Below are 22,870 nucleotides of genomic sequence, written 5' to 3' on the forward strand. Positions count from 1 at the left end.
ACTTTGTTTGATTATGTTTAATTTTTATTAATATTTAACAAATTAATTACTTTTATAAAACTAACTTCATTTGTTGTTACTAATTTTCATTTTTCAATACTTATTCATACATTTTTACTTGAATTTATAAATTAAATGCCAACAAACTTCTAAAAGTGTTGCATTATTCAACACAAGTTTAAAATTATTGGTGTCTTCTTATTGTATAGAGTGTTAGTGTAATCTTATCAAACCGAAATGAAGTATGAAGTGGTGCGCTATTCATAAATATGGATAGTTTTTTTAATTTACCATTCAATTTGTACTGACATTTAGAAATATTTTAGGAGGAAATCGTTTTGGCGAAATTTTTATACAAGCTAGGAACATTTATAGCTCAGAAAAAATGGTTAGCGGTATTTGCTTGGATTATACTAATAGCAGTTATCGTATTACCTTTAACGTTAAATGCACCAAAGTTTGATGATGATATTCAAATGAATGGTTTAAAATCACTAGATACTAATGAAAAAATTAATAAAGAATTTCATCAGGATAGTGAAAAAGCATCAATGCGTATTGTCTTTCATTCCCAATCTGAAAATGGGATAAATGATAAAGACACTAAAAAAGATATTGAAAAAACGTTAGACGATATTAAACAAGATGATGATGACATCTTAAATGTCTCTAATCCTTATGAAAGTAAACAAATCAACGATGACAAAGATACTGCAATTGCAGATATTAATTACGTTGTATCGCAAACTTCATTAAAGGATTCTTCTAAAAATAATATCATGCACGAATTAAATAAATTAGAAGATGATCATAATCTACAAATTGAAACGACAGAAGGCACATCATCTGATGTAGATATCGGTGGTATGTCTGAAGTTATCGGTGTCATTGTAGCATTTGTTATTTTACTTATAACATTCGGTTCATTAATCGCTGCTGGTATGCCAATTATCAGTGCTGTAATCGGACTAGGTTCTAGTATTGGTTTAATAGGGCTACTGACTTACGTGTTCGATATACCTAATGTCACACTGACACTGGCAGTAATGATTGGTCTTGCCGTCGGTATTGACTATTCACTATTTATTCTATTTAGATATAAAGAAGTATCCAAAACTGAAAAAGATCCAATTAAAGCAATAGGTATGGCAGTTGGGACAGCTGGTAGTGCCGTTATCTTTGCTGGTATCACAGTAATTATTGCTGTTTGTGGTTTATCTCTAGTAGGTATCGAATTCCTAGCAGTAATGGGTTATGCATCAGCTATCAGTGTTCTATTCGCTGTATTAGCAGCATTAACATTATTACCAGCGTTTATCAGTATATTCCATAAACATATTAAAATTAAAAATAAGAAAAATACAGATAATAAAGGGTACGATACACCATGGTCTAACTTTGTAGTTGGCAAACCTGTTATCGCTGTTATTTTAAGTTTAGTTGTTTTAGGTTTAGCGATTATACCTGTCGCACAAATGCGCCTAGGTATGCCTGATGACGGTATGAAACCTGCAGATTCATCTGCATATAAAGCAAATGAATTAGTCTCTAAAGAGTTTGGAGAAGGTTATAACGGTCAAATTGTTATGTTAATCAATACAAAAGACAATGGTAGTGAAAATACAATTAAACGTAATCTAGATAATGTTCGAGACGACTTAGAAGATCTAGATAGCGTCGACAAAGTATCTTCACCACAGTTAACAAACAACAATAACTATGCATTGTTAGCAATAACACCTGAAGAAGGTCCTAATGCTGTTTCAACAAACGATTTAGTTTATGACTTAAGAGATTATGATGACCAAGCACAAGACAAATATGACTTTAATACTGAAATTTCTGGACAAAGTGTTATTAACATAGATATGTCTAAAAAATTAAATGATGCTATACCAGTATTCGCTGGCGTTATCGTAGCTCTAGCATTCGTACTATTACTATTCGTATTCCGTTCAATCCTTGTACCATTAAAAGCTGTTCTAGGCTTTGTTCTATCATTAATGGCAACATTAGGATTCACAACATTCGTTATGCAAGAAGGTTTCTTAAGCGGATTATTCGGAATTGATGCTACAGGTCCAATCTTGGCATTCTTACCTGTCATTACAATAGGTCTCTTGTTCGGTTTAGCAATTGACTATGAATTATTCTTAATGTCACGTGTTCACGAAGAGTTCAGCAAAACAGGAGATAACGCACATTCTATTAAAGTTGGTATTAAACAAAGTGGTCCTGTAATTGTTGCAGCAGCACTTATTATGTTCAGTGTATTCATCGCATTCGTTTTCCAAGATGATGTAACCATCAAGTCCATGGGTATTTCTCTAGCATTTGGTGTGTTATTCGATGCATTCATCGTTCGTATGACACTGATACCAGCACTTACAAAACTATTCGGTAACGCTTCGTGGTATATGCCTAAATGGTTAGACCGTCTCTTACCTAAAATAGATGTTGAAGGTCACGCTTTACAAGAAGGTTCAGAAGAAGATACTCATAATAGTACTTATAACTTTGGCGTAGACCCAAATAACCAAAATGTTGAACAAAGAACAACTAATTTATTCAAAGATTTATCAAATGATTCTTCAGATCAAATGATACTATTCAATGCATTAATGCTTTACGCAAAAGAATATAATCCTTCCGTTTATGACAAATATATTAATCAGGAAGATTTAAAAGAAGATAATCAAGAAGACTTGAATGACGATAATAATGAGTAAAGGAGGTTCTCAGATTGTTTAAAAATAGTAAATTCAAAATAATTGGCCTCGTCACAACACTAATGATTGCAATGATATTAAGTGCTTGTGGAAGTGGAAGTTCAGAAGAAAATTCTTCTACTGATCTAGGCGGAAAAGAAATCGAAATTCCGTATAAAGGGGATAATTCAGCAGCACGTTCACTTGTTATCGCTGAAGTATTAAAAGATGTAGGCTATGATGTCGTAACTACGCCGGTACCTGCTAGCGGACCATTGTATTCAGCAACATCAGAAAACTCTAACTCGTTTAACGCAGCTGGTATTTTTCCGTCAACAGACAAAAGTTATTTAAATAAATATGATAACTTAGAAGTTTACGATGACAAAAATATAATTGATGAAGCAAATGTTTCATTGGCAGTGCCTAAATATATGAAAGATGTAGACTCAATTGATGATTTAAAAAATGATAATGATTTAGGAAAATCAGTAGATTGGACAATCACGGGTACAGATAATAGAAACGGTGTTATGAAAGAAACAAATGAAGCATTAAAAGATAATGATTTCAGTGATTGGAAACTTGATAAATCTTCAGATGAAGAAATGTTAAAGACAATTCAAGAAAAATATAAAAAACAACAACCTATAATCTTCACTGGAACTCAACCCCACTGGATATTCGAAGAAATGGATTTCAAAATGTTAGACGATCCGGATAAAATATATGGCAGTGGTAAAGAACACGTAAACTTAGTATTCAATAAAAACTTCAAAAACAATCATCCAGCAGCTTATAAAATAGCGACACGTATTGCTAATGATTGGAATGAAGATGACGAAAAAGAGTTATCTAAAAAAATCTATGTGGATAACGAAGACCCACAAAAAGTAGCTGAAGATTACGTTAATAATCATGAAAGTAAAAAAGATAAATGGACTGAAGGCATAAAAGAAAATTAATGTTATAGGTCTAGGGAGTAGGATTGAAAAAATTTGATACAATCACTTTTTCAATCCAGTCACCTACTGCCAATTTAATGATAGAGCCCGAGACAATTGTTTATGTCTCGGGCTCTTTTTTTGTATTTTATTTAATTTCTTATTTTATATAATGGATTTTATTTGTTATAAGTCGATGAATACATTAATATAAGCTTATGAATTCCGTAACCAAAAAGGAGAATTTTACAGTGTATTCGTCTGCGCAAAAAAGAACAGTCCAACACATTACTCAAATTTCTTTTGACTTATTGCATGAAACAGATTTTGATCAACTAACTGTTCAAAAGATCTGTAAAGAAGCAGAAGTTAATCGAAGTACATTTTATCGTTACTTTGAAGATAAATTTGATTTACTCTATCATATTACACAATACATAGCAGAACTTTTATATAACGAAGTAAAAGCTTCACGTTATGATTCTTTATTCGAAGCTACAATCCATTATGTATATAACAATAGAGAGCTACTTAATCACGTAATTAATACATCACATCACGTAGATGTCTTTAATGAATTAACCAAAATAAGTAGTAGACTTTTACAAGAGTTTGCTCCGGTTAATGATGACCCGATATGTAAAAAAGTACGAAACTCAAGCCATCCAGATTTAGTAAGTGATTTCTATGGCAGTGGGATTATACATGTAATCAAACAATGGCATAACAATAAATATGATTATACTATTGAAGAACTATTAGAAATAGTAGAAGAAGGCCCAGACAGTATTTTTGAGTAGAAAACACTACCTCAAAAATACTGTTTTTTTAGGGTTTGAAATTTTATTAATGATTCTGAATGTTGCACGTGATGCTCGTCTTGCAACATTCAGTGCCTTTCTACCTCCAGAATTCCCAACGATTATACTTAAAACTATATTAAAATAGGTTCAGCTAATACTCCCCTTCTTTTTTTATAATATTCTTATTTCTCTCAAAACCTTATTGACTTGAATGTCTATAAAAATATAAGATAGTTCATATACAATGCAGTTTGTAATTAATTTATTCATAATTAATTATATTATTACAACTTTTTTGTAATTTTATAGGTTGTAGTGAATAAAAATCACTTACTATTCCGCTAAAATAATAATGGAGGATACATACAAATATCATGAAAACAAAATTAACAATAAAAGAGAATATTTTTATTGGATCCATGCTATTTGGTTTGTTTTTTGGAGCAGGCAATTTAATCTTTCCGCTTCATTTAGGCCAATTAGCTGGTTCTAACGTATTTACCGCGAATTTAGGGTTCTTAATTACTGCAATTGGTTTACCTTTCTTAGGTATTGTTGCTATTGGAATATCTAAAACAAGCGGTATTTTTGAGATATCTTCCAGAGTCAGCGTGATCTATGCTTATATATTCACGATTGCTCTATATCTCGTAATCGGACCATTCTTTGCTTTACCAAGGTTAGCTACGACTTCTTTTGAAATTGCTTTTTCACCTTTTATTTCAAGTTCGTCTAGTACATTATACTTATCTATTTTTAGCATTTTATTCTTTGCAATAGCTTGGTTTTTCGCAAGAAAACCTTCCAAAATTTTAGATTATATTGGAAAGTTTTTAAATCCAATATTTTTAGTTTTACTAGGTATTGTTATTCTTTTAGCTTTTATAAATCCTATGGGTGGTATTTCAGAAGCGCCGATCGATCCTAAATATGACAAGAGTTCATTATTATCTGGTTTCATAGATGGTTATAATACACTAGATGCTTTAGCTTCACTAGCTTTCGGTGTAATTATAGTCTCAACAATTAAAAAATTAGGCATAACAAGTCCGAATGGTATTGCTAAAGAAACAATTAAATCTGGGACAATTAGCATTGTTTTAATGGGTGTTATTTATAGCTTATTAGCTTTTATGGGAACAATGAGTCTTGGCCACTTCAAAATCAGTGAAAATGGCGGTATTGCTTTAGCTCAAATTGCTCAATATTACCTAGGAAATTACGGCATTATCATTTTAGGTTTAATTATTATTGTCGCATGTTTAAAAACAGCTATCGGTCTTATCACTGCTTTTTCAGAAACATTCGTAGACCTATTTCCAAAACAAAATTACTTAGTATTAGCTACAGTAGTAAGTATTATGTCATGTGTGTTTGCAAACGTTGGATTAACTAAAATTATCACTTATTCAACACCTGTACTGATGTTCTTATATCCACTTGCAATCACTTTAATATTACTAACACTATTCAGTCCTTTATTTAATCATTCAAGAACGGTCTATCGTTTCACTACATATTTCACAATGATTGCTTCTTTTGTAGACGGAGTTCAAGCGAGCCCTGAAGTATTCTTAAACACAAAATTTGCTCAAGTTGTTATTTCATTCGGTGAAAAATGGTTACCATTTTTTGATATTGGAATGGGCTGGCTACTTCCGTCTATTTTAGGTTTTGTAATTGGCTTAAGCGTATATAAACTAACTAAAAATCAAAATAAAGAAATTCCTGCTTAAGAATAATAAAACGCGCTTTCAAATTGAAAGCGCGTTTTATTATCTTTTTATAAGTGCTGTTAATTCTGCTTGGTATACTTTTATGTTTTTATCATTAAATGTTGATAAACGAACAGTGAGTAACCCTTGTTCATCATTTAATACTTTCTTATTAATGACTTCAACTCGCACACTTAATACATCTGTTGGATATACTGGTTTAATAAATTTAACAGCTTCCATCTTAGTGCCAGCAATTACATCATCACCATACTTACCCTCTTCCACCCATAATTTGAATGATAAAGCGAGCGTGTGGATACCTGATGCTATAATACCTTGAAACATACCTTGACTAGCTTTTTCATGATCTAAATGCATGTATTGCGGATCAAACTCACTAGCAAATTTTTTAACATCATCTTCAGTTAAAGCATATGGTTTTGTTTCAAATATATCACCGATGGAAAATTCATCTAGTTTCATGATTCATTTCCTTGTTGTTTATAGTTTCTAATATGACCTTCGATACTATCTAAATATACTTTTGTATATGGATCTTGCGTTAATTCTTGCTCAAGGTCAAATTCTCCATTATCAAAGCGATTAAAGAAATGTTCGTATTCTTCTACAGTCAGTTCTTTTCGAGATTTAAGCATATCTAAATGTCTTTCTTTATCTAACATTTTCTCATAGCCCGGTACAAGTGAACCGCTGAATATTTCCCCTACTGCTCCTGATCCGTAACTAAATAAACAGATTTTTTGGTCATCTTTAAATTCGTGATTTTCAAGTAAAGATATTAAACTTAAGTATAATGAACCTGTATAAATATTCCCTACATCACGGTTATAGTTAACAGAATCTTGATATGCATCCATCAATCTATTTTTTGTTGAATCTTCTACGTTTTCGCTTAAAATAGTCTTAAAGGCTTTTTGTCCCATTTTAGTAAATGGCACATGGAAACAGAATGATTCAAAATCATTTAAACCATATTTAGTTCTTTTAGTGTATTCATTCCAAAGTGTATTGAAAGAATCAATATATGCGTCTTTAGATAAAGCTCCATCAACTACTGGATATTTTTCAGACGTTGGACGCCAGAAATCATATACATTTGTTGTATGTGCAACACTGTCGTCGTTTAACGTCAAAATTCTAGGGTTGTGGCTAATTAGCATTGATACTGCACCAGCACCTTGTGTAGGTTCTCCACCAGAGTTTAAACCATAACGTGCAATGTCTGAAGCAATGACAAGAACTTTCTTGTCTGGACGATTAGATAAGAAATCTTTAGCTAATTGAATAGCTGCTGTAGCTGAATAACATGCTTCTTTCATTTCTATACAACGTGCAAATGGTTGTATATTAAGCATGCTGTGTATTTCTATAGATGCTGCTTTAGAATGATCAACACCAGATTCTGTAGCAACGACTACCATTTCGATATCTTTTTTGTCTTCTTCAGTTAACATATTTTGAGCTGCGTTGACACCCATAGAGATGATATCTTGGCTCACGGGATTTACAGCCATTTTTGTTTGGCCAATTCCAATCGTAAATTTTTCTGGTTCTATTTGACGTGCTTTTGCTAAATCAGTCATACTGACATAGAAGTTTGGGATATAAAAATCTAATTTATCAATACCTATTATCATAATAAATTCCTTTCGAGGTTTATTTTATAATAAAATCATATCAAATGAGGGTATTTAATTACAAATATTAATTAATAAATTTATAAAAGGAGATACAATTCATGAAAAAAGTTGTTATCGTAAGTGCTCAAAGAACACCTGTAGGAAAATTTAGAGGGAAATTAAGCCGTTATTCAGCGGTGGAACTTGGCACTTTTGCCTTAAAATCTGCTATAGATAAAATTCAAATAGATCCAGCTCAAATACAAAATATTATTTTCGGGAATGTTATTCAATCTGGCAGTGGTCAAAATCCTGCTCGACAAATCGGTATTAATTCAGGCGTCCCATACAAGACGCCAGCAATGACAGTAAATGAAGTATGTGGATCTGGCCTAAAATCTATTATTTTAGGTAAACAACTCATACAGTTAGGAGAAGCTGAGGTTGTAGCTGTTGGTGGTATCGAAAGCATGACAAATGCTCCAGAACTTATTTTAAAAAAGGATACTGCTCCTGTAAAAAGTTTTATGCATGATGGTTTAACAGATGTATTTAATCAAATACCAATGGGTTTAACTGCTGAACGTATTGCTGAAAAGTATGAAGTAAGTCGTGTAGACCAAGATGAATTTGCGTTAAATTCTCATTTGAAAGCTCATGAAGCAATTCAAGCAGGTAAATTTGATAAGGAAATTGTTCCACTCGAAGATACAAACGGCGAAATGATGAATGCTGACGAATTAGTTAGACCTGAAAGTAACATGGAAGATTTAGGTTCTTTAAAAACAATCTTTAAAGAAGACGGCACGATTACAGCTGGAAATGCATCAGCATTAAGCGATGGCGCATCTGCTTTAATCCTAATGGATGAAGACTATGCTAAAGAACACAATTATACAATTTTAGCTACGTTAGGAGAACATTCAGAAATAGGTTGTGACCCTTTATATATGGGATACGCACCTTTTTATGCAGTTGAAGCATTGCTCAATAAAGTTAACAAAACTATCGAAGATATAGATTTAGTAGAAATGACTGAGGCTTTCTCAGCTCAAAGTATACCAGTTAAGAAAAATTTAAATATTCCAGATGAGATTTTCAACATATATGGTGGCGCAATTGCTTTAGGACATCCGTTAGGCTCCACAGGGTCAAGATTGGTTACAACTTTATCTTATGCACTACATCAAGAGAATAAACAAACTGGTATCGCGACAGCTTGTATCGGTGGTGGCTTAGGTATTGCTTTAATGATAGAAAGAGGAGCAGATCAATAATGGAAAAATTAACAAAAGACTTTAGACATTTATCTCGATTAGAGAAAATTGAACAACTCAAAAAACATGGTTGGCTAAATGAAGAATCTGAACAAATCCTACACAATCATTCTGTAATAGATAAAGAACTATTAGATAATTTAATTGAAAATGTTATTGGACAAGGTACTCTGCCAATAGGTATATTGCCAGAAATAATAGTAAACGATAAAGCATATGTTGTTCCTATGATGGTTGAAGAACCTTCAGTCGTAGCAGCTGCAAGTTATGGTTCAAAACTTTTTAACAATACGGGCGGTCTAAAAATCATTAAGACTGGAACAACTAAATTAGGACAAATTGTATTTGATCAAGTAAACAATACAACAGAATTAAGCAAAAAAATATATGCATTAGAAGAACAAATCCATAAAGTAGCCGACAAAGCGTATCCGTCAATCAAGAAAAGAGGCGGCGGATATCAAAAAATAGAAATAGATGAATTCCCTAAAGAACACATGCTTTCCTTAAAAGTCCATGTGGATACATGCGATGCAATGGGGGCTAACATTATCAACACTATACTTGAAGGTATTGCGAGCTACTTAGAAACAGAACTCGATAACAATGAAATATTGATGAGCATCCTTTCCAATTACAACACAACATCTGTTGTACGTATCGAGGGTAAAATCAACATCAAAGATTTAGAGAAAAATGGTATGAGTGGAGAAGAAGTTGCATATCGTATGGAAAGAGCATCTGTATTAGCTCACATAGATCCATATAGAGCTGTCACACACAACAAAGGAGTTATGAATGGTATTAGCTCAGTCGTGTTAGTTACAGGCAATGATACAAGAAGCGTAGAAGCAAGCGCACATGCATATGCTAGTAAAGATGGACAATATCGAGGATTAACAACATGGAAATTTGATAAAGAAAACAAACAACTTATCGGCAGTATTGAACTACCACTAGCAATCGGAACAATAGGTGGTGGTATCGGGCTGTTACCAGCATCAAAAGTTGCATTAGACATACTAAACGTACAAACATCACAAGAACTAGGACACGTAATGGCAGCAGTTGGGTTAGCACAGAACTTCTCAGCATGTAGAGCGCTCGTTTCAGAAGGCATACAACAAGGACATATGAACCTACACTATAAATCACTCGCGATTAAAATAGGTGCCAAAGGAGACGAAATACACGCTGTAACAACAGCCTTAAAACAATCATCTAACCCAAATCTGACTACAGCTGAAGAAATATTAAAAGAAATTAGAAGTAAATAGTAAGAAAATAGTAAGAAAATAGTAAGAAAAAGAGCTAGGGAGATAAATCCTTAGCTCTTTTTTGGATGGGATTAATCAAAAAAGCAAGAGTTGTTACTGTTGTTGGATTAAATATTATGTGAATACACGTAGAGGATCTCTTGTTGGATTTTCTATCTCATTAATCCAAGTAAACACCTTCTTATTGGATTTTCTATCTCATTAATCCAAGTAAACATCTTCTTATTGGATTTTCTATCTTATTAATCCAACTACATACCTTCTTATTGGATTTTCTAACTCATTAATCCAACTAAACACCCTTTTATTGGATTTTCTATCTCATTAATCCAACTAAACACCCTTTTATTGGATTTTCTAACTCATTAATCCAACTAAACACCTTCTTATTGGATTTTCTATCTCATTAATCCAACTAAACACCCTCTTATTGAATTTTCTATCTCATTAATCCAAATAAACGCCCTCTTATTGGATTTTCTACCTCAATAATCCAACTAATCCTGTTTTTATTGGATTTTCTGCCTCAATAATCCAACTAACCATACCTTCATCGAAATTCTTCAATATGTGGTTCTAATAAATACCATAATTTATTACTTAATTCATCTATAGAACATGGTCTAGATTTTTCTATCCACCAAACAATTACGCCTACAATCGCCGATGCTAGGAATTGTATTGTTATTTCATTATTTTCTTGTTTAATATTCGACTTAAATTTATCTGTTAGTGTCTGTTTCAGTACGTTTAAATCTGATTTTTGTACCAATTTCTTAAGTATTTCGTATTGTTTATCTATAACTTTAAATATTTCACGGATGCTTTCCTGTGCATCATCTCTCTCGGACATGAAATTAGCACATTTTTCAATTCCCTCTGCCATTATAAAATCTATTGCGTGGTCAAGGATGTCATATTTATCGATAAAATTTAAATAAATAGTACCTCTATTAATATTAGATTCTTCTGCTATATCTTTCATAGATATTTTAGCAATATCCTTTTCTTGCATTAATTTTATAAAACTTTCAATAATAAGTTGTTGTGATTTTTCTTTCCTCTTATCCATAATAACTCCTTTTTTCTCAACAATTTTTAATATGTGTGCATTAAACATCATTATCTACTTTTTGTTTATTGAGTTTACTCTTTTACAATGATAACTTCAAGTTAATGAACAAATGTTTATTAACTGAGAGGAGAACAAAAATGAATATACTCATATATGGTGCTGGTGTTCAAGGACAATTTTTGGCACATGCACTTAACAAACGTGACAATAATATTACTATACTTGCAAGAGGTAAGACTTACGAAAACCTACAAGAAAGAGGTGTCAGATTAAAGCACTTTCTACAAAAGAAAAATTCAATCGACCATTTTAACTATATAAGTGAATTATCTGAGACTGACCAATATGACATTATATTTGTGACAATGAAATACTCGGACTTCTTTTCCGTTGTACCTGTATTAGCAAAAAACATTACCCAAAACATTATTTTTGTCGGGAATAACACTAATCCACAGAAACTTCGTAAAACAGTTCTTGAACAATCAAATACAGACAAAAATATTTCTTTTGGCTTTTTAATGACTGGCGGTAATAGAGATAAAGCAAAGACAACTGTTCTTAAATTTAATGCCGGAGAGTTAAAAGTAAGTCATCTTGAAGGACAAATACCATTTCATAATATACTCGATGAGATATTTAAAGACTTATCTATAAAATTAACTTACGAAGCTAACTTTGAGGATTGGCTTATCTCACATGCAGCAATGATTATACCTCTGAATACCGGTATAATGTTGAAAAATCAATATAAAGGAAGACAAAAGCAACTTATTAAGAAAATCATAAATTCATACAACGAAATACACTTATTATTAGAACACAGTAACTATAAAATCATCCCAAGAGCACAAGCTACGCTATTTAAAAAATTTAAATTTATCGCATATCCTCTACTGAAAATAATTTTAAACATTAAAATTATGGATCAAGTCCAAGGTTCAATGAGTGAAGTAGATTCACTATATGAAGATGTTAAATTACTAAATACGCAAAGTGTAATAACAACTAGACAATTAGATCGGATAGTTAAAGAAGTAAATATACTAACTTAACATTCTCGTTCATAGACATGATTTAAATAAACAAGTGAATTAAATATAAAAATTGTTGAGCGGTAATTTTTTATAATAAATTATATAAAATTGATGAATTTACCACTAAATAAAAATACTTTTGCATATGCAAAAGTATTTTTATTTTTTCGAATTTTTATTTTGGTTATATTTTATAGAAATAGCAGAATTTATCAAACTAAAATGGCATTAATTATTCAAAAGGACACAATATGTCTTTTTGAAATGTTAGTTTATTTTTATTAGTTAATTAAATAAATTTTAAATTAAATTTCTTATAACTAAAATTATATGAAAGGAAGAACTAATAATGTCATTATTTGATAATACGTGGAATAATATCGAAGAATTTTGGAATAAGACAAATATTAATAATATATCTGAGCAGTATATTAACTTAAAAAATGAAAATATTAATAACTTAAATAACAAATTTTCTTGGATTCATGACGAAGATAAACCTTTTATCAATACCGATAATTGCAAAGCGGCTGATTGGGGCATACCTAATCAAGTGTTAGGTAATCTTGAAAATGCAAAAATCATCATTGGACTATTTAACCCTAAGAGTCATATGTCGAATAGCCAAGCTAATAAATGTTTATCTGTAAATGAATATATCAAGAATGAGTTAGCTGAAAGTCAAAATGATTATAATTTAGAAGCTCACGAATTCTTTATAAATATTGAAGATTATAAAAACCACATCTTTTCTAAAGATAATGTTATATCTCAAGAACTTAAAAGTTTATATAAACTACATAACGAATCAGTGCCTATTCTAGATCAAAAGCAAACAGAAATAAAAAAAGTAGCTTATTATTATAGTTTATATTTTAGTAAATCTTTTAATAAGCCTTTTAGAGAAGTAAATACTTATTATAAAAATATGTTCGATAAAATAAATAAATTAAAAAGTTATTCAAGCTCTAACTATGACATTGAAAATGAATTTTATTTTCATTTAAGCACTATGAGAATATGTAATGTAGAACTTGTACCATACCGGAATAAAAATAAAAATGACTTGAAAGTAAAAACTGATAAATTACCAAGTAGTATATTTATTGCGAAACAGATCATTAATTGTATTTTAAATGAAAAAGACATTAAGAATAAACCAAAAGTAATTCTTCGTTCTATTAAAGATTGGGTAAATGTTATGCAAAAAATATGCGAAAAGCTCGACATCAACTTTAATAAGGAGATTGCTCCATATTTGTATTCATTTAAGTCTCAAAATGCTGCTTTATCTCAAAATAATATATTACCTTATACCACTAAAAATCAAAATGTTTCAGAAGTTATTAACCTTATTTATCAAGAAATTTCATTAACTAATTTTTATCAGATAATATCTCAACGCTTAGAAGATATAAATTAAGTAATTATTTTTAATATCATTTTTGTTACAATTTATTATTTATGATATTTTTTTATTAAAAAGACACATTTTGTCCACTTTAATTTTTATATTATATATTAGGAGTTGTTTACGTTGGATAAAGCGACACGTGTACTAACACTACTTACTCGTTTATTAAATGATGATGTAGTAAATACTTTTGAGTTTAGTAGAATTGCTGGGGTATCAAGCAAATCGATTCAAAGAGATATCAATGATTTAAATAATTTCTTTTATGAAAGTGATTATTGGAATAATAAACATACAAAAGTTGTATATAGTCGTAACTTAGATGGTTATCAACTTTCTAATGGCTCTTATTCGAAAAATAGTTTAGCTTTATTAAGTTTATTAATTACAATTAAAAGTTTAACACCTATTCTACATAATAATGTATACAATTTATTCTTGGATGAAATTTCTAAAAATCGTTTAGAAGATAAATTTGTGTTAAAAAGCGTATTAAATCATTTTAATATACGTCCCGATATTTTACCTGGTGAACACCTTATGACTTTGCAAAAAAGTATCGCCAAAAAATTAATGGTACGTATTACTTTAGATAAAAAAATTGTAATAAAGCCTTTATCACTAATATATATGCATTATGACTATTGGTTTACATATGAATATCAAAATAATATTTATACTATTAAAGTTCGAGATATTCTTGATATCCGATTATTAGAATCAAAATTTGACGAAGCCAAGAATAATAAACCTTTCAAATTTGAAATAGACAAATCTATTTGGAAACAATTTGAACAACAATATTCTATTCAAAAAATTTTAAAAAATGAAGGCAATAAAATTATTACTGAGGTATCATGCACTGATTTAGATGCCTATTATATCGCTTACCAACTTGCACCTTTAGCACGTATGTTAGCACCAAAGTCTTATATCAATAGCTTTATTGATCGTTTAGAAACAATAAAAGGTCTATATAGTTAAAGGAGATGAAAATGTTGAATAAGGAACAAACATTGCATGATTTAGGATTTTTAATTAATGCACATCAAAAAGTTATAGCTGAACAAGATACTATACGTGCTTGTAGAAATACAATAGCCAATGAAAAAGAAGCAATCAATTATAAACATCGTCGCAAGCAAATGATCATATTAAATTGGGTATGTCTTCCACTATTATTTTTTACTTTTATAGGTTGGAAATTTTTCGTCATTCTTTTAATTTATATTATTTTATTTAAAAAATTTAAATTAAAACCTTTTGCCACAAAAAAATACAAAAATGAAATGAATGAACTAGAAAATACTGTTGTAATACCTAGTTTAAATCAAATCAAAAATTCTGAACAACTTATCCCAAGGATTAATAATCTTATTTTACAATCTTCTGAATATCAGCGTATTCCAAATTCATACTCTCACTTAAATGCACTTGTAAATTTATTTATATATTTAAGAGATGGTAGAGCTGATAACTTAAAAGAAGCAATTAATTTATATGAAACTGAACAACATAGAGCACGTATGGAACAGAATCAGCAAGTTATGATTAGTAATACAGAACAAGCTGCAATTGATGCATATGCCGCTAGACAAAACTCTGAAATAGCAGCTGCTCAAAGTGCTGATGCTGTGAATAATAGTAGAAAGGCCAGTGCATATGCGAGTGACAATAATGATTTATTAAATAATAGAAAACAACCAGAATATAGGAGGTATTAATAATGAACAAGTTATTCATTCTTTGTTTATCAAGCTTATTTTTATTAACTGCATGTGGTAGTAAAGTTGATGGTACTTATTCAAATAACGATATGAGCATTACTGCAGACAGTGAATCAGGTAATGCTTCGTTACACCTTAATGCAATGGAATCTGAAGGGTTTTTAGGTATAGGTGAAAGTGATGGAACAATTGATGGTAACATTAATCCTGATGAAAAAGTTATGACCTTTAGCTTAGAAGGAGAACAGATGAAATTAAATTATAAAGTTAAAGGTGATAAATTAGTCATAGAAAATCCAACACAATACGGTAATGAAGACGACACGTTAGAATTAACAAAAGAGGAATAAAACTCAACATTGAATAAATAAGATACAAGAGTAACATGCGCAAACATGTTACCCTGACAAGCACGTTCGAAAGACGGTGCCTTTGTGTGATTTTGTAATAACCATCCGCCAAAGTTGGATGGTTATTTTTTTGTTTCATTTTGATAATTGCGACCACTAGACTAATCAGTGTTAGTATGAATATACTAATATTGATTAGTTTTTGTCTCAATAAATATTAAGGGTGTATATCAATGCTTACTGATCTAATAATTGCTATCGTGTTAATTACTGTTTCAACAATTCTTTCTATATACATATCAATAACAAAGAACCTCAATATAATCTCAGGTATTGAATCAGAGAAAATCCCTGCAAATAAAATTAATACTGTTATCAAAATTTTTAATACTTGTTTGTTAATTTCTACTATTTTAATAGCTACTAGTCTTTTATTCATTGATAACAATATAGTGTTAGGAATAATATTTTTGTTTACTGGTATGGTTGTCTTATATTTGTTTTATATTTACTACATGAAAATCATAAAGAATTAATTTTTTTATTTCTAATGATTACGAATACGATATTAAGGATGCTTATTAATATTCCAGCTAATATAACAAAGTTAGATCCTAACGATGCTATAAAAATACCACCTAAGAAAGTCCCTACTGTAGTTCCTAAGTTAACAGATGATAGAAAGATCCCATTTGATAAGTCAGGTGCATCTGGAGCCGACGATGTAATGACATATTGTGTAACGTTAGCAGATATTCCTGCTAATGTCCCCCATATTATTGAAATAACAATCATTAAAGCAAAGTATTTTCCTAAACTAAACATAAGTATATAAGTTACGGTTAGCCCAATTGCCAAGAAAAACATAGCTTTTTTGGGGATACTCGTTAATAGACGACCCGCTATAATGTTACCTACTATATTAGATGCTCCATACAGAAACAGCACTGCAGTTACTGAACTACTTGATGCTTGTGTAACAATATTTAAATAATCTGTTAAATAACTGTATACACCAAATACTGCCGCATTAAATAGAAATGATACTGTAATTGAAATCCATGTTAAAGGGCGTTTCAATACACTTAGTTGACCACCGTAACTTGTTGAAGTTTTCGCTGGCATTTTTGGAACAAAGAGCAAAGTCATAATAAGTACGATTATATTAACTACTGCAAAGAATAGTAAAGCTACTTGTAAATTAAATTGTGTAGCTAAGAAATTCACGATTGGAACACCAACAACCATCCCCGCTGATACTCCTATAAATACACGTGCCACTGCTTTAGGTGCATCTTTTTTATCTACTGAATCAGAAGCGACTGAAAAAGCTAATGATATATATACTGGATGAAATATAGCCGGAATTATTCGAGCAATCAATAATACTGTAAAGCTTGATGTAAATAATGTTACAAAGTTACTAATAATAAAAATGACAAGTACAAAAATCATAACTTTCTTTCTGTTTATTTTTGATAATAACAAAGGCATAACTGGACCTGATATTGCTATACCTATAGCAAAGCTAGAAACAAGCCATCCTGCAGTTGATACACTTACATCAAACGCATCTGCAATAATAGGTATGAGTCCAATAAAACCCATCTCTGTGTTCAAAATACCGAATACACCTATAGTGAGTATAAGAATAACCAATTTATTATGTTTCAATACATCACCACTCCTGAATTTCTTGATATATAAAGTGTAGTGTGTAAAATGAGTTATAACAAATACTTTTAAATCATCATTAGAAATGCCTAAAAGGTATAACGAGGTGTATAAATGGAATTAAGAATACTAAAATACTTTGTCACCATAGCTAAAGAAGAGAATATTACAAGAGCCGCGAATTCATTACATGTTACTCAACCTACCTTATCTCGACAAATTAAAAATTTAGAAGAAGAACTAGGTGTATCTTTATTTAAGAGAAGCAATCACAATATACATTTAACAGAAGAAGGACAACTTTTTAAAAAGAGGGCCGAAGAATTACTAGCTATGTCACAAAAAATGCAAGATGAATTTAAAGTGATAGATAAACAAGTGGAAGGCAATATTTATTTAGGATGTGGCGAGACGAAAGGTATGCAATTTATTGCTCAAATCTTTAAAAATATTCAAACTACCTACCCGAATATCAATTTACACATATACAGTGGTAATGCTGATGATATTGCAAATAGATTAGATAAAGGTTTATTAGATTTCGGTATCCTTATACAACCTGCTAATTTAACAAAATATAAAGCATTAACATTACCTTCATACGATAAATGGGGAGCAGTCGCTAAAAGAAATAGTCAATTAGCAAAAAACAAAACCGTAACTAAAGACGATTTGATAGACTTACCATTATTATGTTCTAGACAAGCAATCGACCCAACTATCGTTAATAATGAATTTACAGGATGGTTTGGAGATATGTTCGACCAATTAAATATTGTATCTACTTTTAACTTAGCTTATAACGCTGGACTGATGGTTAAAGAAAACGTAGGATATGCATTAACTTTAGACAGCATCATCAATACATCAGAAGAAAGTGACTTATGCTTCATACCATTCGAACCAGAACTTATAGCAAAACATAACATCGTATGGAGAAAAGACCATAGTTTCTCCAAAGCTGCACAAGTATTTCTTGATAAAGCAAAAGAGCTTGAAACGACTTTTTAAAGTTATTTCAAGCTCTTTTTATCTATACTTTATTTTGTGATTTTTACTTTCCCTACTGAATTGTCTTTACTTTTTGCTGCTACTTCAAATTTTAAACCATGGTTTGGCACTAAGACGCCTGCGTCTTCTTGCCCTTTATTTGAATAGTCTTGGCTATCATCGAATAATGGATTTTTCTTCGTTTTATTATCGTGTAGTTCGTATCCTTCTTCATTTTTTAATTTTAATTTTGGTTGGTGATCTAAGATAAATGCTGCATCTCTAATTTGGAATTGCGTTGCTGCCGGGTCATCTTTGAGACCTTTTTTCTTCCAGTTTAATGTGTTTTGATCTGCATCCACTATACTTATAAATCCTTGTCCTGGATGGTCTTTTACATTATTATCAGAAAAGCTTTTATCTACGTACCAAACTGTTAATCCGGTATTATAAGCCATCGTTCCGCCACCGCGTTTAATGTTCTTTAATCCTTTGTCTGGTCCAGTATAGTTTCTCCATTGTAATAAGTAATAATTTTCATCGTAGCGATTTCCATCACTTTGGGTAAATCCTTGTAGTTCAAAATCAGATTCACTTTCTGCATCATCATTTAATATTTCTTTTCCATCTTTTGATGTTACTTTAATTTGGTCGATAAACCAGCCTGGATATGTTTCATATTTATCTGTAACGTATGAGAAGCGCAGTTTAATCTTTTTACCATCGTATTTAGATAAATCAAATTTAGCATCTTTATACTCGTTAGATTTACCGTCTATACCGTTACCTTGGTTTTGTCCGCTTCCTTCTGGATCATCATTGTTTGTTATATTGCCTTTAATATTCTCCCAATTTTCACCGTTGTCTGTTGATACTTGTACGTAACCATAATCAAACCCTTGTTCAATATCGTACCAAGTTTTGAAGTTTAACTCGCTTGTCTTAGCTGAAGTTAAGTCTAAATCTGTTTCCATCGAATATTGTGTATCATCTTTCGCGCCACTCCAATATGCTTGCTTACCTTGTACAGGTTTTTGGAGCAGAGTTGATTTGTCAGGAAGATTAACTTTTATTGCGTCGTTATTCGTACCTTTCGTTGCTGCTTCATCTATTAACTCTGAAGTTTCACCTTTAAATTCACTTGCATTAATTTCACTTCCCGTTTGCCAATTACCACCGTGTTGTTCTTGCAACATTTCTTTCATATATGGATCAAACCCAGTAGGTTCTGTTCCTGGTATTGCACCAGCCCAACTGCCTGAAGACATAATTGACCAGAATGATACCGGCTCACCTTTACCTGTATATTCTGTGTCATATTCGTCTGGTAATCCTAAGTCATGTCCGTATTCATGGGAAAATACGCCGGCTGCCCCATCTTCTGGTTGTATCGTATAATCAATAGCTGCTAATTTACCATCAAATTGGTCTAATCCTGAATTAGTTCCTGGTATTGTATAAGGCTCACCTTTTTCATCAAAATCAAGCGACCATCTATGTGACCAAATTGCATCTGTTCCAAGTTTACCACCACCTGATTCTTCACCTGGACCAGAGTGCACAATCATAATATGATCGACAATTCCATCTTTTTCGTCATACACTCCATCGCCATCTATATCATCACGATCCCATTGGTCATAATCACTTAAATCGATACTAGGGTCTTTTGCTGCTTGTTCCAATGCTTCTTGCACTAATTCTTTCGGTTTACTATCGCTACCACCTTCGTCTGGTGCGTTACCCCCATAATAACTAGCTGGGTGTTTTGCTTTATACCAACCGTGTACTTGACCATCTATATCATAGCTGCCACCTGATTGATTTTGATAATATTGCTTCATGCTCATCAAGTTTTTACCATTTGGGCCTTTATATCCTTTCTCTCCAAACACCATATCTTGAAAATGAGAAACAGGGTATTCGTCATAATACATATCTGTTTCATCTTTTGTAATAGAGCTATTTGGATAATCTGGAAATTCCATTGCTATAACTAATACTTTATCTTTACGAACTTTACCAGTATATTTTTCTTCTTGAACTTTATCTACTCGTTTACCATTATTCTTTTTCTTATACATTTCTTTTTCATTTTTGTTCAATTGACCTAAACGTTTACCATTATTACCTTTTTTATAGCGCTTATCAAAAAGTCCTTTATTAGGTATGTATTTTTGATGATATTGTTCTCCTTTACTATCCATATATCGTTTTAATCTTTCTTCTTTTTCTTCAGGCGTATTCGTAGATTCAATAACACCTTCTTGTTCTAAAGTTTCAAGTAAACGATCTTCATTTGGTGCGACTTGGTTAGCAGAAGCGCCTTGTGATAAAAAAGGAAGTGCTATTATTGTACTTAAAGAAACACATGTTAATTTTTTAAACCATGAATTCACTAAAAATCCCCCTTATTTGTGTAATATAAACATATTATATACAATAATCCATAAAATAGTAATGAAAAATTCAAATAATTCAAATAATTATTTTTAGTATATAAAAATAATACACCTCCATATTAGTTCGTTATTATACGAAAAATATGGAGGTGCTTTTATAGATTAAAATTTGATTTTTATTCCACTATAAATTGATGTGCTTTTAAATCTCTAACAGCATTATCTAGAATCTTTTCAGTATGCGCTGAAATCGTATGCAAATGTACATTGTCCGTTAAATGAGCTAACATTTGTCCTTCAAATTTATTCATTGCATGTATAAACTTATCTAAATCGTCTTGTGTTTCTATCATTAAGTTTGCTTTTATATTCCCATACACAGGATGATCAATTGCCACATCATCAATCATGGCCCCGTTATCTATAATTAATTGTAGTTCTTCTTCCATTCTTTCATTGTTATGCTGGCATACAATAACACGTTTATACGCTTTACCTTGAGGCGTATTATTAATCACATATCCTCTGCTTGTAGAATTAATAATATGTTCTTGAGATTTGAGAATAGAGATATCTTTCACAATAATTTGTCGTGAAACACCAAATTGTTGGCTCAACTGTTTACCACTAATTGGCTCATTTGTTGATTCGAGTAACTGCAGAATTGCTTTCCTGCGATTAAAGGGATTATTCATGTCGCTAGTCTCCTCTTAAGATTGTTTTTAAATGTTCAAAGCAATTATCTATATCTGCTTTTGTCGTATATTTACTAATTGAAAAACGAATATATTGGTCATACGTCTTTTCTGCTATTGTATCTATTTTAACTTGTAAACCGTCACTTAACAATGCTCCGTGACCACAAGCTGTACCTGTCGATATACATATATTTCTATTAGATAAGTATTGCATAATATATTGCCCTTCAAACTTTGGAGAAAGTAAAGCTAAAATATGAGGTGCTTCCACATTGTATACTATGGGTGTAAACCTTAATTCGACAGCTTGATTCAATAAATATTGTTTCATTTTCTTCATGTGATTAATATCATCATCAATCGATAATGCTTTTGTCATGGCTACAATACTTGGTGAATCTATCGTGCCATTTTGTGTATTCATCTCATGAAAGTAATAATCATTTAATGGTTTTACATATTCGTGGTTTATTAACAAGCTACCCGAGCCCTTAGTTCCGTGAAATTTATGACTAGAAAAAGCATATGAAGTAAACAATTGTACGTTTATATCTTCTAATTTATGAACAGCTTGAACGCCATCAACATGTATAGGAATATGATTTTCCATTGCAATGTTACTCAAATCATTTATCGGCAAAATATACCCAGTCTCTGAATTCACATGTTGTGTAATAATAAGAACAACTTCATCCGTTACCAGTTTTGTTGTTTTCTCCACATCAATTTCTCCGTTACCGTCTAAAGGCAAGTCTAAAATTTCGAATTTCGACTTATACAGTTCTAATGCAGCATGTATAGAAGGATGCTCGTATGGTGATACAAGTATTGTTCCTCTTTCTTGATATTCTAAATAACTACGTATTGCAACTTCATTTGCATGAGAACCGCTTCTTGTAAAAATAACTTCCTTATCAGTTTCAAAATATTTTTTAATATATTGTTTACATGATTCCAATAATTGATTTGTATGTTGTCCACCTATATGTAAACTCTCTCCATTATAAAACGCTTCTCTTTGAACATCTTGATATACACTTAATACTTCATTATCAGGTATCGTAGTTGATGCATTATCTAAATAAATCATTTCAAAACTCCTCTTGTTATTTTTCTTTACATGTGTCAATATAATG

The 22,870-nt window shown here is 31.1% G+C and carries 20 protein-coding genes; 12 read left to right on the forward strand and 8 right to left on the reverse strand.

The window, feature by feature from the left end; all coding sequences use genetic code 11:
• Positions 1–338 precede the first annotated feature (338 nt).
• From LQ688_RS06015 to brnQ, 4 genes are all read left to right on the forward strand, one after another.
• Positions 339–2,729: an MMPL family transporter gene (locus tag LQ688_RS06015; RefSeq protein ID WP_218708556.1), complete on the forward strand. Its 2,391-nt coding sequence runs from the start codon at positions 339–341 to the stop codon at positions 2,727–2,729.
• A gap of 14 nt (positions 2,730–2,743) precedes the next feature.
• Positions 2,744–3,673 carry a glycine betaine ABC transporter substrate-binding protein gene (locus tag LQ688_RS06020; protein ID WP_370686875.1) on the forward strand — a complete coding sequence of 310 codons (930 nt, stop codon included), beginning with the start codon at positions 2,744–2,746 and terminating at the stop codon, positions 3,671–3,673.
• A 230-nt stretch (positions 3,674–3,903) separates the two neighbouring features.
• Entirely contained in the window at positions 3,904–4,452 is a 549-nt protein-coding gene (locus tag LQ688_RS06025) for a TetR/AcrR family transcriptional regulator (protein WP_147640685.1), read from the forward strand.
• A gap of 374 nt (positions 4,453–4,826) precedes the next feature.
• A complete protein-coding gene (brnQ, locus tag LQ688_RS06030) occupies positions 4,827–6,191 on the forward strand; it encodes a branched-chain amino acid transport system II carrier protein (protein ID WP_218708576.1) in 1,365 nt (454 codons plus the stop codon).
• A gap of 39 nt (positions 6,192–6,230) precedes the next feature.
• Here brnQ and LQ688_RS06035 read toward each other — a convergent pair whose 3' ends face one another.
• Together LQ688_RS06035 and LQ688_RS06040 are read right to left on the reverse strand one after the other, a co-directional pair.
• On the reverse strand, positions 6,231–6,656 hold the full coding sequence (locus LQ688_RS06035) for a MaoC family dehydratase (RefSeq protein ID WP_239752681.1): 426 nt from the start codon (positions 6,654–6,656) through the stop codon (positions 6,231–6,233).
• Positions 6,653–7,831 carry a hydroxymethylglutaryl-CoA synthase gene (locus LQ688_RS06040; protein ID WP_239752682.1) on the reverse strand — a complete coding sequence of 393 codons (1,179 nt, stop codon included), beginning with the start codon at positions 7,829–7,831 and terminating at the stop codon, positions 6,653–6,655. Before LQ688_RS06040 ends, LQ688_RS06035 begins: the two co-directional genes overlap by 4 nt.
• A gap of 101 nt (positions 7,832–7,932) precedes the next feature.
• Here LQ688_RS06040 and LQ688_RS06045 point away from each other — a divergent pair, with 101 nt between their 5' ends.
• A complete protein-coding gene (locus LQ688_RS06045; protein WP_218708558.1) occupies positions 7,933–9,090 on the forward strand; it encodes a thiolase family protein in 1,158 nt (385 codons plus the stop codon).
• Entirely contained in the window at positions 9,090–10,367 is a 1,278-nt protein-coding gene (locus LQ688_RS06050) for a hydroxymethylglutaryl-CoA reductase, degradative (protein ID WP_239752683.1), read from the forward strand. The genes LQ688_RS06045 and LQ688_RS06050 overlap by 1 nt, the downstream gene beginning before the upstream one ends.
• Before the next feature lie 550 nt (positions 10,368–10,917).
• Here LQ688_RS06050 and LQ688_RS06055 read toward each other — a convergent pair.
• Positions 10,918–11,439: a TetR/AcrR family transcriptional regulator gene (locus LQ688_RS06055; RefSeq protein WP_239752684.1), complete on the reverse strand. Its 522-nt coding sequence runs from the start codon at positions 11,437–11,439 to the stop codon at positions 10,918–10,920.
• Positions 11,440–11,579: 140 nt separating this feature from the next.
• Here LQ688_RS06055 and LQ688_RS06060 point away from each other — a divergent pair, with 140 nt between their 5' ends.
• From LQ688_RS06060 to LQ688_RS06080, 5 genes are all read left to right on the forward strand, one after another.
• Positions 11,580–12,497: a ketopantoate reductase family protein gene (locus LQ688_RS06060; RefSeq protein ID WP_239752685.1), complete on the forward strand. Its 918-nt coding sequence runs from the start codon at positions 11,580–11,582 to the stop codon at positions 12,495–12,497.
• A 331-nt stretch (positions 12,498–12,828) separates the two neighbouring features.
• The gene (locus tag LQ688_RS06065) at positions 12,829–13,902 is read left to right on the forward strand and encodes a hypothetical protein (protein ID WP_239752686.1); all 1,074 of its coding nucleotides are present in this window, start codon (positions 12,829–12,831) and stop codon (positions 13,900–13,902) included.
• Positions 13,903–14,016: 114 nt separating this feature from the next.
• On the forward strand, positions 14,017–14,877 hold the full coding sequence (locus tag LQ688_RS06070; RefSeq protein ID WP_017000014.1) for a WYL domain-containing protein: 861 nt from the start codon (positions 14,017–14,019) through the stop codon (positions 14,875–14,877).
• Positions 14,878–14,891: 14 nt separating this feature from the next.
• On the forward strand, positions 14,892–15,617 hold the full coding sequence (locus tag LQ688_RS06075; RefSeq protein ID WP_147640677.1) for a hypothetical protein: 726 nt from the start codon (positions 14,892–14,894) through the stop codon (positions 15,615–15,617).
• A gap of 2 nt (positions 15,618–15,619) precedes the next feature.
• Positions 15,620–15,970, forward strand: a complete 351-nt coding sequence (locus LQ688_RS06080) for a hypothetical protein (RefSeq protein WP_017000016.1) — start codon at positions 15,620–15,622, stop codon at positions 15,968–15,970.
• Between the two features lie 217 nt (positions 15,971–16,187).
• Here the strand turns inward: LQ688_RS06080 and LQ688_RS06085 are convergent, their stop codons facing one another.
• Together LQ688_RS06085 and LQ688_RS06090 are read right to left on the reverse strand one after the other, a co-directional pair.
• A complete protein-coding gene (locus tag LQ688_RS06085; protein ID WP_147640676.1) occupies positions 16,188–16,409 on the reverse strand; it encodes a hypothetical protein in 222 nt (73 codons plus the stop codon).
• Positions 16,410–16,492: 83 nt separating this feature from the next.
• Positions 16,493–17,644 carry an MFS transporter gene (locus LQ688_RS06090; protein WP_239752687.1) on the reverse strand — a complete coding sequence of 384 codons (1,152 nt, stop codon included), beginning with the start codon at positions 17,642–17,644 and terminating at the stop codon, positions 16,493–16,495.
• Between the two features lie 114 nt (positions 17,645–17,758).
• On the opposite strand from LQ688_RS06090, the gene LQ688_RS06095 reads away from it, so the two are divergent.
• Positions 17,759–18,655: a LysR family transcriptional regulator gene (locus LQ688_RS06095; RefSeq protein WP_239752689.1), complete on the forward strand. Its 897-nt coding sequence runs from the start codon at positions 17,759–17,761 to the stop codon at positions 18,653–18,655.
• Positions 18,656–18,684: 29 nt separating this feature from the next.
• Here LQ688_RS06095 and LQ688_RS06100 read toward each other — a convergent pair whose 3' ends face one another.
• The 3 genes from LQ688_RS06100 to LQ688_RS06110 all read right to left on the reverse strand — a co-directional run bounded on the left by LQ688_RS06100 (position 18,685) and on the right by LQ688_RS06110 (position 22,824).
• A complete protein-coding gene (locus LQ688_RS06100) occupies positions 18,685–21,033 on the reverse strand; it encodes an immune inhibitor A domain-containing protein (RefSeq protein WP_239752690.1) in 2,349 nt (782 codons plus the stop codon).
• Positions 21,034–21,212: 179 nt separating this feature from the next.
• Positions 21,213–21,731 carry a transcription repressor NadR gene (locus LQ688_RS06105; protein ID WP_103269222.1) on the reverse strand — a complete coding sequence of 173 codons (519 nt, stop codon included), beginning with the start codon at positions 21,729–21,731 and terminating at the stop codon, positions 21,213–21,215.
• A 4-nt stretch (positions 21,732–21,735) separates the two neighbouring features.
• A complete protein-coding gene (locus LQ688_RS06110) occupies positions 21,736–22,824 on the reverse strand; it encodes a cysteine desulfurase family protein (RefSeq protein WP_103269223.1) in 1,089 nt (362 codons plus the stop codon).
• Between the last annotated feature and the right edge of the window lie 46 nt (positions 22,825–22,870).

The organism is Mammaliicoccus sp. J-M40 (assembly GCF_022386395.1).
GTDB classification, from domain to species: domain Bacteria; phylum Bacillota; class Bacilli; order Staphylococcales; family Staphylococcaceae; genus Mammaliicoccus; species Mammaliicoccus lentus.